The following is a 14,204-nucleotide window of genomic DNA, read 5'->3' on the forward strand; positions in this document are numbered from 1 at the left end:
CCATTAAAAGGTTACATTAATACCGCCTGTGATAACCCTGTTGAAAGGGTAACGTTGTGCGGCAGAAACGGTGCGTGTTGCTTCGGGATCCCATCCATCGTTGATATAGGAGTATTCCCATATGTCGGATGCGGCGGCATAGATCCTGAGCCTGGAGATGAACCTGATCTTGCTGAGCACTGCAGCTGGTAGCGTGTAACCCAGTACAATGTTCTTAAGCCTTATATATGCCCCGTTCTCGGCGCTCCAATCGGACGCCTGGTAGTTGTAGTTGTTCACGGCGCTGTTGGTAGAATATTTAGGGAAGAAAGCCGCCCTGTTCTCCGGTGTCCAGTGATTGCCAACGGACTGATCGGTTGTATTGAGATAAACCGAGCGGAAAGGGATACGCCAGTTAACATCGTCGCGGAAAGTGGTTCTTTGACCGGCGCCCTGGAATACGAGCGAGCAATCGAAGCCTTTCCAGTCGGCGCCGATATTAAAGGCATAAGAGATCTGGGGATCATCGGTGCCGAGGTAGACAAGGTCTTTCATGTCGAGGACACCATCGTTGTTCACGTCTTTATACATGTTATCGCCTACACGGATGGCGCTGGACAAACCTATGGCGTTGCCGATATTGTATTTATCGAGATAGTCCTGGCGTTGTTTTTCGGTTTGAATCCTGCCGTCGAGTTTAAGGCCGAAGATGGCGTTGAGCGGGCTTCCTTCCACTGCGCTGTTGAAGCCTTGTTTTACCACGTTGGCGCCGCCGAAGTTCAGGAGTTTGTTTTTAGCGCAGGTGAAGGCACCTCCTACTGTATAGTGCACTTTACCAAGATCGCCGGACCAGTTGAGGGTTGCTTCCCATCCATGTCCTTCGAACTCACCGATATTGGCTTTGGGTGCATTTGCGCCCAGGATGCCGGGATAGGTTTGTGAGAGCAGCATGTTGTTGTTCTTCTTTTTAAACCAATCGACGGAGCCGGTGAGATGATTTTTCAATAAAGCATAATCGAAACCGATGTTATAGTTGTGGATCTTTTCCCATGTACGATTATAGCTTACCATGGTACCTGTAGTGGTAACATATGTTGCCAGTCCGTCGCCGATATAAGCGCCGGTACCTGAAACCATGTTGAGGAGCTGAACACCATCGTACATATCGATACCGCTCTGGTTACCTACTATGCCGTAAGAGGCTCTTAGTTTCAACTCGTTGATAAAGCTGAGGGAGGCGTTATGGCGGAAGAAGTTTTCTTTACTGATCCGCCATCCTCCTGAGAGGCCATAGAAGAAGTTCCAGCGGTTGGCGGGTGCGAACTTGGAAGATCCGTCGTAGCGGCCGTTTGCTTCGAGGAGGTATTTCGATTTATAATCGTAGTTGAACCTGCCGAAGTAAGAGCCTACTGCGTAGTGGTTACGGGTAGTTTTGTTACTTGCATTAGCAGGGTCTACAATCTGCACTTCGCCGGAGCCATTCAACACGCCGAGAGAGCTGTTGATATTGAAGACACGCGCCCAATAGTAGTCGTACTGATTGTATTCGTACTGGGTACCGAGCGTTGCTGCGATGTGATGATCACCGGCGATCGTTTTATCGTATTGCAGGTAAGCGGAGGCGGAATAGAAATCGGTTGATGCCGTACTCCGGGAGAAGTAGGTTGCCGGTTGCGTAGGGTTGGTTTGCACCTGCAGCGTGCCGGCATAGTTATACCATTGGATGCTGTTCTGCTGTACGTTACGTTGTGCGAAGCTGTTGTTGTAACCCAGGTTTACTACGAGTTTGAGATCGGAGCGGAGGTTAAAGCGCAGGTTTTCGCTGATGTTGAGGCTGGTAACATTGAGTTTGTTATCGCCTCCCAGTTCGGCGAACCAGTTGGGCGTGTATTGTCCACCCCATGCGTATGGCTTACCATTGAGCGTTGCTGCGGGCAAGCCCGGTTGCGCGTATCCCTGTCCTAATACGCTGCCGATCATTGACGGGGACAGCTGGTGCTGTTTGTTATATGCGATCACCGATTCGATAGAAAACCAGTCGGACACTTTAAGGTTGTTGTTGAGGCGGAGGTTGTACCGTTTGTTGTTATTGTTGCCCCATTGCAGGGTTCCATCATCGCCAAAGTAGCCCAGGGAAAGGCGGTACGTGGATCTGTCGCTACCGCCGGAGAGGCTGATATCCTGCTGTGTGGCGCCTGCATTTCCCCAGAGAATATCTGTCCAGTTATTATCGAGGAAGACATAGTCTTTGATATCTCCGAAGTTGGGGATGGGGTTTGCGCTGTTGAGGAGGTTGATATAACCATCTTTATTGGCCATAGCGAGATTGGCATATCTTATCCATACATCATCGGCGCCATAGCCATCGTTTGTTCTTGCTTCGATGACGCCGTTCGCCCATTGGTCGATGTTCATGAGCCGTGGCTGCAGGCCTACAATTTTATGGGAGTAGGTGCTGTTGAACTCAACAGCAGACTTACCTGCTTTGGCCTTTTTAGTGGTAACGAGGATGACACCGCCTGCGGCCCTGGAGCCGTAGATGGCTGCTGACGCGTCTTTCAGGAAGTTGATGTTTTCGATATCGTTGGAGTTGATAAGCCGCAGTTCGCGGTAGCTATCGAGGGCAACGCCGTCGACAATTACGAGCGGTTCGGTAGCGTTGGCGGAGACGGCGCCGCGGAGTTTCACGGCCCAGGATTCATCGCCGGGGGCTGCTGACGAGCGGGTAATGATAACGCCGGGCACCTGTCCCTGCATGGCCTGGAGCGGGCTAGCCACGGTGCCTTTGTTCTGGAACATTTTGGCGCTGACGGTTGTAACCGCACCGGTGAGTGTTTCTTTTTTGCGGGTGCCATAACCTACGACGATGACTTCGTTGAGGCTATTGGCGGCTTCCTGCAATTGAATATCGGCGGCAGTGCTTTGCGGGGTGAGCGTCAATTCTTTTCCTGCAAAACCTATGTTTGAGAATTCGAGAACGATGTTCTGACCTGATGGCACATTGATACTATAAGCACCATCCTGGTTGGTAACGACGGCAACGGAAGTTCCTTTTTGGGTAACGGTAACCCCTGCGAGCGGTTTACCCGTGGCATCGGTGACCCTACCTTTTACGGTTCTTTTGGCGCGGACACCTGAGGCGGGGGCGGCAGGTTCCTGTGCGAATGCAGGAAGGGGGTTTGTTCCCAGTAATGCCAGTATCACTGATGTACCGGCAACAATACTGTACCGTTTGATACGGTGGTTAAATCTCCACATGGCTGTGATTTTGAGTTGTTATTCCAGCGACCCCGGGGATCGCCTTTGGCAGTTCAGCTAAATAATAATGAGGTAAAATGACCAGGTGATAATACGAAAACCGGGGGCGATGTGGCGCCGGTTGTTTGCAGCAAGTAATGTCGGAATGTCATAGACAAGGGAATTAATCGTTAAGTATTGGCAATAATCTGTGGTAGTGCCTGTTGCAATACCTGATGCAATATTATCCTAAGTTAACCAGGAAGGACCTTGGTAAAAAGGCCATAAAACAAGGTCAAAATGACCAAATCGAGCATAAAAAGCAAGGACATTTTAAAAAATGGTTGTTTTGTCCACTCCGGGAATTGAGAAAAACACCCCCTTGATGCGGGTTAAAAAAGTATTGGGCGGCTTTAGATCTTTGCGGGCGTCCGGCGGTGGCTATGCGCTACCGGGCAATAGTTGCCTTGTTCGACGGCTGACTTTCTGTCATTATTTTATTTACCAGACTGGAACGTATCGCGGTTGACCTTATATTTTCCTTCGAAGGGTTTCCGGTATTTTTTGATGTATTCGGATGGTTTCATTCCGAAGAGGCGGGTGAATTGTTCGCGGAAATACTGGACGTCGATGATGCCGACCATAGCGGCGGTTTCGTTGACGTTGTTGTTGGTATTGATCAATATTTCGGCTGCTTTGCGGAGACGGATGAAACGGATAAAGACATTGATGGAAAGTCCGGAGACCTCTTTTACCTTGCGGAAGAGATTGGAGCGACTCATGCCCATTTCGGAGATAAAGGTTTTGACGCTGAAGCTTTCGTCGTCGAGATGTTTTTCGACGATGGAGATACATTTTTCGAGGAAGGCTTTGTATTCTTCCGAGACATTGGTATTGTTTTTAGCCAATGTGATCTCTCCATAGAAATATTGCTGGAGGTTGTTCCTGTTTTTGAGGAGGCTGTTAACGCGGGCAACCAGGAGGTTGATATCGAAGGGTTTGGTGATATAGTCATCTGCGCCCCGTTCGACACCTTCGAGCTGGAGTTCGGGGGAAGATGTTCCGGTGAGCAGGATGACGGGGATGTGGCTGGTAGCGGGGTCTTCCTTGATGGCTTTACAGAGGTCGATGCCGGTGATACCTTCCATTTTAATATCGCTGATGACGATATCGGGTTGGTGGTCGCGGGCTGTTGTAAGGCCTGCTTCGCCACTTGCGGCTTCGAAGACTGTAAAATGCTGCCGGAAGACACTTATAAGATATTGCCTGATCTGATTGTCGTCGTCGACTATGACCATGGTTTTCCTGTCGGTGACGAGGTCGTTTAGCTGGGGGGCGAGCGGTTTGGTTGCGTTGAGCGACGCATCGTTCATACCAGGTTCCTCTATTTTTTCCGTGAGTTCGCGGAGGAAGCTGTGCGCTTGTTCTGCCGATTGCGTTCCGGACAGGAAGTGTTGCTCTCCGGCTGATATAAGCTGCCCGGGGAGCAGATGTGCTGTCCCTTTTAAAAGGGTGATAGAGAATATGGTTCCTTTTCCTACGGAGCTTTGGTACTGTACTGAGCCTTTATGCAGTTCGATAAAATATTTTACGAGGAAGAGGCCGATGCCGAAGCCAGGTTTACGAATGCCTATGCCTTCGGCCTGGTAGAATTTATTAAACAGGCGGTCGCCCACTTCGGGAGGGATGCCCTGGCCGTTGTCGGCTACGCTGATCTCTATTTCTCTATTGTTTTCGGTGACCGAGAAACGGATGGCGCCTTCGCGGGGCGTGTATTTCATGGCGTTGGAGATGAGGTTGTACAGGATGATCTCCAGTTTTTCCTTATCGGCAAAGACCTCGAGGTTTTCATTTTCACAGGAGAAGGAATAATTTATCTGCTGGATCCTGGCTTGCTGTGTGAAGGACAGATATACTTCTTTACACACCTCGCTGCAATTGAGCTTTGCGGCATGGAGTTTATCGGTTTCACTTTCGGCTTTGCGGAAAAGTAACAGTTGATCGACCAGGCTCAACATACGACGGGCATTCCTATAGATGACGCGGAGCAGGGTTGTGCCTGTATATTCCGGTGTTGCCTGGCCTATCAATTCTTTTGCGGGATTGATGATAAGGGTAAGCGGGGTGCGGAATTCGTGGGAGATATTGGTAAAAAAGGCAAGCCTCTTTTCATTGATCTCTTTTTCCTTTTCGTTCAGGACCCTTTCCTTTTCGAGTTCCGCTCTTTCCTTGTTACGTTCGGCCAGGGCTTTTGCTTCGTTGAGGTTGGCGATAGTAAGCTGGTAATGCAGGCGTGCCTGTTTAGTTTTGTATGAGAAATAGAGGTAAAGTAATGCACCGAGGGCCAGAACATAAAAGAGATAAGCCCACCAGCTACGATACCAGGGTGGCAGGATTATGATGTGCAGTTGGACCTGCTGCGGGTTCCAGACGCCATCGACATTGGTGCATTTGATGCGCAGGACGTAACTGCCTTCGGCAAGGTGCGTGTAAGCTGCGGTTCTGATATCGGATGTATAATTCCATTTACGATCCCAGCCATCGAGGTAGTAGGCGTAGGTGATCTTTTGTGGTGAAGAGTATTCAAGTGCGGTGAAGCTGAATGATAATACGGCTTTGTTATAGGGCACAGTGATGGCGTGGATGGCGGCGCTGTCTTTCCCGGAGATAAAAGAGTTGTCGTTTTCGAGCGACACAGAGTTTACGGAGATGCCTGTAAGCAGCAGCCTTGGCTGACTGGTTATGGGAACTATATTCTTTGGGTTAAAGATGTTGAAACCTTTTACCCCTCCGAACATGAGTTCACCTGAGCGAAGTTTCAGCGCTGCGTTGTACTGGAACTGGTTGCTTTGCAGGCCATCGCTTTGATCGTAGTTATGGCATGTTTTTTCAGCGACGTTGAACTTCGCGAGGCCGTGATAGGTGCTTAGCCAGAAGTAACCGTCGTTGGTATCGATGATCTTGAGGACGCTGCTGCCGGGCAGGCCGTCATCGGCGGTAAAGCGACGGATGATCTTGCCTGTTGCGGGGTTGAACTGAAAGAGGCCACCTCCTTCGGTGGCTACCCATAGGAAGCCTTGTTTATCGAGACAAACATCCCAGATAGTGTATCCTATAAAGAAGGACCGATGTTGTTTATTGCGCCTGTCGATGCTGATGAGGTGATCGAGTGTGCCTCCCCAGAAGTTACCTTTTGCATCTTCTTTGAGTGTAAACAGATCGGATATGGATGGATCGAAGATGCGGAAGCTATCGGCCGCGGGATCGTATCTATAGAGTGCACCGAGTTTATCGCCTTGCCGCAGTGTTCCTGTCCAGATAGTATGCTCTTTGTCTTCGTAGACCTGCTGAATGGCTTCGTTGAGGTTTCCGTTTATGGGGTTGTTGAAGGCATAACGTTTGAACTTAGCGGTAGCGGGATCCCATTTGTTGATGCCACCGAGGAAGGTGGCTACCCAGATATTATTATGATGATCGCCTATAATGCAGCGGACATTATCCTGCGAAAGGGAATTAGGATCGCCGGGTATGTGCCGGCAGACCTTGTACGTATTGGAGTTACGATTCCAGACGCTGACACCTTTCTCTTCAGAACCAATCCATATCAGGCCTTTTGCATCTTCGTAAAATGTCTGGATGATATTACTATTGAGGCCGGATGCATTGGCGGGGTCGTGCTGGAAGAGCTGGAAGCGGTTTTTACGGGGGTCGATGATGTTGACCCCTCCTCTGTCGGTGCCGATCCATTTCCTGTTTTCGCGGTCTTCATATACTGCGTAGACGGCGCCGTTGCTGAGCTGATCTTTTTTATCACCTGCATCGAGGAAGTTAAGTTCGTTAGCAGCGGGGTTGCATATGACGAGGCCATCTCCGTTTCTGCCCATCCAGACCTGGCCTTTGCTATCGACCGTGACGGTGACGATGGGGTTGGCGCCTTTGTTCTTCCCGTTGAGATCGAGGACCTGGCGGGCGGTTGCGGTGTTTATATCGTAGACGTTGAGTTGCAAACCTGACGTGAACCACAACTGGTTACCGGAAGCCGCCATATTCACGGAGGGGCGGGCATATGGATATTTCAGTGACAGGCATTGTTTTGCAGGATCGTATTCGCAGATGCCGGTGTTTTGAACGAAGGCCCATATTCTGCCGTCGGATGTCATTTGAACGGATCGGACGGAATAGTTTACGATGCTGCGGTTACCGAGGATCAGCGGCAATTGCTTTGCTATGGAGCTGTTTTTGGAGCAGATGAGGAGTCCTATGTTTTCGGAGCCGATGAAGGCGTCGTTATTGCGGTTTGTGGCGACGGCCCTGATGACATCGGAGATCTTTGCGATGGGATGTGCGTTGGCGGGCTGGCAGGAAATTGTTCTGAATTTGCCCAGCAGGCCGTCGTAAGCGCTTATACCCTGGCGGGTGCCTACCCAGAGGTTGCCCTGGCCATCGGCTGTAATGCAGTTGATATAGTTATAGACGATGGAGTTTGAGTCTTTGCTGTTGTTTCGGAAGACTTTAAAATTGTAGCCGTCGAAGCGGTTGAGCCCATCGAGCGTACCGAACCACATAAAGCCTTTGGCGTCCTGGCAGATATTACGGACAGAGCTGTTAGACAGTCCCTGTTCGATGCCGAGGTAACTGATGGGGGGATCGGGCCAGGCAAAGCTATTTCCCGGGAAGAGTAAGCAGTATAGAAGCGCAAGACATATTGTTTTGCGGTAAGCAGAAGGTAATTTCATATGCGCACGAGGCCAATTTGCTACGACCGGATGGAAGCTACTATTTTTTTAGCAGAAAGTGTTGCGGGATTGGGAAGAGGTGTTGATGCGGAGAGGAGGTTATTGAGGTTTAAAGCGGCTTTAAGGCGGGTATATAAAGCGTACTATTTCGCAGCGGAGGAAATGGCGGTGCCGGAGAGAGCTTAGGGGCGCGCAAAAAGCGTACCGATGACTTCAAGTCCGGCTACCTATTCAGCCGTTCGATGCTATTGTTTGGGTTATGGTTTTATTTCACAAGACGTTGCCTGTGGTATGCTTTTAAAGCAGCTAATTGTTGCTGCTGCTTTACCAGGAGTTGTAACAATTCCTGTTTCCGTTTTTGCTGTGCGATAAGATAAAGGAAGAGCTCTTCTATTTTTAGTTGCCGGAGTTTGCTTATTTCTGCCGTGTTTATGCCATTGGTATCAATAGTGACTGCGGAAGGCATTTCGGGTAAATGACCATTATGCGCAATAAAACCGGCCAGTTCACTAACGGAACGAAGGTGGTAAGATGAGTCGAAAACATGATCGGCCCAGCCGGTAAGAATAATTTTGGCCTGGGTTGCATATACGTAGCCATTTACATTCAGTGCTTCGGTGAGGGTGCTGGTATTTACGCCCACTTTACCATCTGCCTGAACTACCAGGATATTCCTGCCAGTGGCATCATAATCGCATCCTACTATAAACTTGTCTTTTGCGGAAGGGTAATCGTTGCCAACGCATACACGAACTTCGGACCGATCTCTCGCAACATTGTACCTCGTCATCCACAAGGAATCATTGTTTTCGGCAGCTCCGCCAAAATAAAGTCTCTTTCCCCATTCAGCGGTATCAGTAACGGCACCATTATACAGGCCCACTCTTACGTGTCCGTTAGTAGCTGTATCCTGAGACCATGCCGGAGCGGCAGTGATAACCAGCGATAGAAGAATTAAAGCCATGGCATGTTTCATACTGTTCTCTTTTAAAGCATATTGAAATGAACACAAAAAAATGCGCTATTTGCGGCTAAGATCTTTTAATAAAGCGTCTATTTGTAGTTGCTGCGCCTGCAGTGTTTGCGTCATTTCTTTCAATTCTGCCTCCTGGCCGATCATATAGAGAAAAAGTTCTTCTATTTTTTCCTGTTGTAACTTATTGATCACTGCCAGATCGAGCCCTTCGGCGAGCAACGATTTGCCTGAGGGCATACCTGGCAGGCATTTATTCTGTTTTATAGAGTCTTGTACCTGTGCAAGCGGGCGGAGGCGGTAGGTTGAATCGAAGACATAATCGGCCCAGCCATTTGCTTTAATTTTAATTCCTTTTGCCAAAAGGTTACCATTTACGGAGAGGGTGGCTTGTGGCTCCACCGTATTAATTCCCACCCTGCCGTTTGCGACAACCGCCATAACGGGGGTAAAAGTCAAGTTCGCGTACTTAATTGCCCCTACTATAAACTTATCGGTTTGGCCGCCATAGTTATCTCCCAGGTTCACACGTAATTCAGAAGCTTCTGGTCCTGCGTTGTAGCGGGCTATCCAAAGCGGGTCGGAATTTTCGGAAGCGCCGCTGAAATAAAGACGCTTTCCCCATTGCGCGGTATCGGTAAGGCCTGGGATGAGTTTGCCTATTCTAAGATTGCCATTGATATTCAAATCCTGTGAAAAAGTTATAACAGAGAAGAATATACCTGCGAAGAAAAGGCAGCATTTGTGTTTCATGTGTTTAGGTTTAGGGTGATACAGGGCTTTCAGCTATTGCGGGTCAAATAAACAGAAAAATATTCATAAGAATAAAAAAAGGGGTATCCGGCTTACTTAATACAAAAGAGGCCCTTTGCGGGGGCCTCTTTTCCTCTTTCATATATGCTATACGCTGACACACTTTTAGAACGCTGTATGGTAGAGCGCTTCGATCTCTGCCACTGAGGTATCCCTGGGGTTGCCGCCGGTGCAGACGTCTGCGAAAGCGGCTTTAGCCAACATGGGGATGTCTTCTTTTTTCACGCCGATGACGTTGAGGCGCTGCGGGATATCGATGCTTAGAGACAATGCTTTTACTGCATTTACGGCAGCTTCCACACATTGCTGATCGGTGAGGCCTTCTACTGCCACACCCATTGCTTTAGCGATGCCCCTGTATTTGGGAGCGGCGGCAGAAGCGGCGTTGTATTCCATTACGAAAGGCAACAGCAGTGAGCAGGCTACGCCGTGCGGGGTATCGTAGATAGCACTCAGGGGATGGGCCATAGAGTGCGCGATACCGAGGCCTACGTTAGAGAAGCCCATACCGGCAATGTATTGCGCCAGGGCCATGCCTTCGCGGTCGGCTTTGCTGGAAGGATTGTTCACTGCTTTTTCGAGGTGCGCGTGAATCAATTCAATTGCTTTGATGGAGAACATATCGGACATTTCCCATCCACCTTTGGTGATATAGGATTCGATCGCGTGCGTAAGTGCATCGAGGCCTGTAGCGGCTGTGAGGCCTTTGGGCATGGAGTACATCAACTCTGGATCGACGAAAGCTATTTCGGGAACGTCGTTAGGATCGACGCAAACCATTTTACGTTTTGCATCGGCATCAGTGATCACATAGTTGATGGTGACCTCAGCGGCGGTACCAGCAGTTGTAGGTAATGCCATGATAAGGGCAGACCTGTTTTTGGTGTTAGCAACGCCCTCCAGTGATCGTACGTCGTAGAATTCAGGGTTTTTAGCGATGATACCTACACCTTTAGCGGTGTCGATAACAGAGCCGCCGCCGAGTGCGATGATGAAGTCGGCACCTGAGCTATGGAACTTATCTACGCCAGCCTGTACGTTTTCGATCGTAGGGTTTGCTTTGATATCATCGAAAGTTTGATAAGCTATACCAGCACCGTCAAGGATCTTTTCCACTTCTTTGGCTACGCCAAATTTGATAAGATCTTTATCGGTCATGAAGAAAGCTTTGTGTAAGCCCCGGCGTTTGATCTCTGTGAGGATCTCATAACGGGCACCTGCTCCGTGATAGGAGGTTTCGTTTAAAACAATGCGGTTTGCCATAGTGGTTAAAGTTTATGGGCGTTTATATGGACGATAATCGAATGCTTATTTAGGTAAGTTGAACTGATCTCTCAATGCATTCATATCGGCCATAGAAGTACCTTCCGGTTCAAAGCCCATAGATTTTGCAGTGAGATAGATCTGAGCAGATTTAGACAGGGTATCTACCATGTCGAAAGCTTCCATGATATGTTCACCTACCGCGCAAACACCATGTTTTTCCCACATTACCACGTCGTATTCTTCGAGTTCTGCCACAGTTGCTGCTGCGAGTTCGAAAGAGCTAGGCATTTTATAAGGAATGATACCGAGACCACGAGGACAGAATGCTCTTGTTTCGGGAATCATACTCCATAAGAGGTAGGTAAGTACATCTTTTTCGAGGAATTCAGGGTTGTGCGTCATTGCCACCAGGTCGATGGGGTGTGTATGTAATACAGCCCTGTAGTTGGAACCTTTACCGATAAGGTAGTTATGCATAGACAAGTGAGAAGGCAGTTCGGAAGTAGGACGTACCGGGTTGTCGGCAATGATTACATAAGAACGTCCGTCTTCACTGATGCGGATAACGGAGCCATGTTCCATAGGCCAACGGGCCAGGTCGCGCATACGTTTGTTGGTACCTTTACAGAAGAAGTATCCTCCTTTCAGGTGTTTCATTTCTCTACCGATCTGGATAGGCTCGCTGATAGCGGGCATATTCCTGATCTCATCGGTTACATGTTCAGTTATATTGATAGTGATGTTGCCTCCGTTACGTTCCGCCCATCCCTTTTGCCAGAGGTAGCCAGCTACTTCGGCAACATCTGCGATCTGTTTAGCAATAACGGGGGAACATTCCAATATCGATTTCATTTTTTCTATTTTGATGATAATTATTACAGTACAATATTATGACTGCGCAATCGCTACAACAATGACGGAGAGGATGAGAACAATCAGTCCCGATACCAATACGGTTATTGTTTTTTTGCTGGCGCCTTTCCATTCATCGAGTAAAACACCCCAGAGGTTGCTGAATAATACGTTCAGCGACATAAGTATACTCCATGAAAAGGCAAGTAATACGGGGCTATCGGTTAAAAAGCTTTTACCCATTTCCAATCCGAAGAACTGGGAATACCAGAGGCCGCCGGCAAGGGCGCAGAACAGTACATTGTTCAGCAGCACCTGTTTGTTAACGGAACCGTATTCTTTGAGGGTATTGTTTTTGATGTTCTGCTGGATGCAGTAAACCGCGTTGGTTACCGATCCGCCTACGGTTACGAGGAAGATCACGGGGAGGCCGGCGTAGAGAGCTTTTACACCACCATCGAGGGCAGCCTGTTTAATAGGTGCGCCGACTTCGAGGCCGAGGGTAAAGCAAGCGCTCATGGCACCTGCGAGTAAAGCCACCAGCAAGCCTTTTGTAAGGGCAAAGTCTTTGATAGCGGCTTTTCTTTCTTCTTCGGACATATTTGCGGAGCGGAGGCTACCGGCATAACCGATGATGGCGATACCTGCCAGCGTGATGCAAACGCCGATAAGCAGCATGAGCCCTTCGCCATGCAGGAGGTCGGTATGACCTGTTATGGCGGGGAAGAGCGTACCGAATGCTGCGCAGGTGCCGAGTGCGATACTTTGGCCCAGGGCCACTCCCAGGAAACGCATGCTAAGACCGAAAGTAAGACCACCTATCCCCCAAAGCGCGCCAAAGCCAATGGCTTTTAGGGCACCGCCTGAAGACCACAACTGCATGAGGCTGCTGCCTTCAGGCACTGCAATAATGCTACCCAGCAATGGGAAGACCAGCCATGCGAAAACGCCCTGTACCAGCCAGAAAGATTCCCAGGACCAGTCTTTTACTTTTTTGATAGGCACGTAGGAGCTGGATTGACCCAGGCTCCCAAGTGCTATAATTAATAATCCGATAAGCGTGTTCATATGCGTGGGTTATCGTTTTGAAGTAACGTCGCGCTCGTATTTCTGAATGGCAGGGATGAAGTCTTCGCCTACTTCTACATTATTTTTCAGGCAGAAGTAATCCCATACGGCCGCCCAAGGCAAGCTTTTCGCTTCTTCGAGCAGTGCCAGTCTTTCGAAGTACTGACCATTACCTTCGTATTCACGCAGGGTAGCCAATGGTTCGAGGAACGCCTGTAAGAATGCTTTCTGTGTAGCTCTTACACCTACTACATATGCACCGATACGGTTGATAGAAGCGTCGAAGAAGTCGAGACCTACGTGAACCCTGTCTAATGCATCGGCTCTTACGATTTCTCTTGCCAGTTCTATTGTGTCTTCGTTGAGCGTTACAACGTGGTCGGAGTCCCAACGAACGGGGCGGCTAACATGCAACATGATCTCAGGCGTGAACAGCAGCAGAGAAGAGATTTTATCGGCAACACTTTCGGTAAGATGGAAGTGACCTGTATCGAGCGTAACGATCTTTTGTTTTTTGGCACCGTAGCCCAGGTAGAAGTCGTGAGAACCTACGGTGTAGCTTTCGAGTGCGATACCGAAGAGTTTGGATTCGATACAATCCTTCATGTTCTTGTACTCTGTAGCGAAGATCTCGTCGAGAGATTGTTCGAGGATCTGACGGTATTTATAACGGTTTACAGTAAGATCTTTAGAGCCATCATGTACCCAGAGGTTCATGATACAAGGATCGTTCTGGAATTTACCGATAGCTTCGGAGATGGCACGGCTGCGTTTGGTATGTTCGATCCAGAAATCACGGATACCTTTATCGGGGTTGGCGAGGGTAAGGTCGCCGCTTTTTGCGTGTCCGAAAGAGCTGGAGTTGAAGTCGATTTTCAGGCCTTTTTCTTTTGCCCATTGCATCCATCCGGTGAAGTGTTCGGGGAGGATCTGATCCCTGTCAACGGCTTTGCCGCCGAATTCACCGTAGATAGCGTGCAGGTTGAACCTGTGTGTACCGCCGAGGTGTGTGATCACTTCTTCGATATCGGCTTTTACTTCGCCGACGTTGCGTGCGCGGCCGGGGTAGTTACCTGTAGCCTGGATACCGCTACCGCCCTGGTTGCCTGCGGTTTCGAAACCCACTACGTCATCGGTTTGCCAGCAGTGAAGGGAGATAGATAATTTCTGTAAGCTGGCCAGGGCGGCATCAACATCGACACCAAGCGCAGCATAACGTTCTTTAGCTATTTCAAATGCTTTGAGAACTATATTTTCCTTACTCATACTAATTCTGTTTA

Annotated in this window: 8 protein-coding genes; all 8 read right to left on the reverse strand. The window is 49.1% G+C overall.

Annotation, left to right across the window (positions count from 1 at the left end; genetic code table 11):
* Positions 1-3: 3 nt before the first annotated feature.
* The 8 genes from ESB13_RS08610 to ESB13_RS08645 all read right to left on the reverse strand — a co-directional run bounded on the left by ESB13_RS08610 (position 4) and on the right by ESB13_RS08645 (position 14,190).
* Positions 4-3,237 carry a SusC/RagA family TonB-linked outer membrane protein gene (locus ESB13_RS08610; RefSeq protein WP_129002589.1) on the reverse strand — a complete coding sequence of 1,078 codons (3,234 nt, stop codon included), beginning with the start codon at positions 3,235-3,237 and terminating at the stop codon, positions 4-6.
* A 476-nt stretch (positions 3,238-3,713) separates the two neighbouring features.
* Positions 3,714-7,952 carry a two-component regulator propeller domain-containing protein gene (locus ESB13_RS08615; RefSeq protein WP_129002590.1) on the reverse strand — a complete coding sequence of 1,413 codons (4,239 nt, stop codon included), beginning with the start codon at positions 7,950-7,952 and terminating at the stop codon, positions 3,714-3,716.
* Between the two features lie 265 nt (positions 7,953-8,217).
* The gene (locus ESB13_RS08620) at positions 8,218-8,928 is read right to left on the reverse strand and encodes a hypothetical protein (protein ID WP_129002591.1); all 711 of its coding nucleotides are present in this window, start codon (positions 8,926-8,928) and stop codon (positions 8,218-8,220) included.
* A 45-nt stretch (positions 8,929-8,973) separates the two neighbouring features.
* A complete protein-coding gene (locus tag ESB13_RS08625) occupies positions 8,974-9,678 on the reverse strand; it encodes a hypothetical protein (protein WP_129002592.1) in 705 nt (234 codons plus the stop codon).
* A 165-nt stretch (positions 9,679-9,843) separates the two neighbouring features.
* Positions 9,844-11,001, reverse strand: a complete 1,158-nt coding sequence (gene fucO, locus ESB13_RS08630; RefSeq protein ID WP_129002593.1) for a lactaldehyde reductase — start codon at positions 10,999-11,001, stop codon at positions 9,844-9,846.
* Positions 11,002-11,046: 45 nt separating this feature from the next.
* Positions 11,047-11,856 (reverse strand): rhamnulose-1-phosphate aldolase, encoded by an 810-nt coding sequence (gene rhaD / locus ESB13_RS08635; protein WP_129002594.1) that lies wholly within the window; start codon positions 11,854-11,856, stop codon positions 11,047-11,049.
* A gap of 36 nt (positions 11,857-11,892) precedes the next feature.
* A complete protein-coding gene (gene rhaT / locus ESB13_RS08640) occupies positions 11,893-12,924 on the reverse strand; it encodes an L-rhamnose/proton symporter RhaT (RefSeq protein ID WP_129002595.1) in 1,032 nt (343 codons plus the stop codon).
* A 9-nt stretch (positions 12,925-12,933) separates the two neighbouring features.
* On the reverse strand, positions 12,934-14,190 hold the full coding sequence (locus ESB13_RS08645) for an L-rhamnose isomerase (RefSeq protein ID WP_129002596.1): 1,257 nt from the start codon (positions 14,188-14,190) through the stop codon (positions 12,934-12,936).
* Positions 14,191-14,204 lie beyond the last annotated feature (14 nt).

It is taken from the genome of Filimonas effusa (assembly GCF_004118675.1).
Taxonomy (GTDB): Bacteria; Bacteroidota; Bacteroidia; order Chitinophagales; family Chitinophagaceae; genus Filimonas; species Filimonas effusa.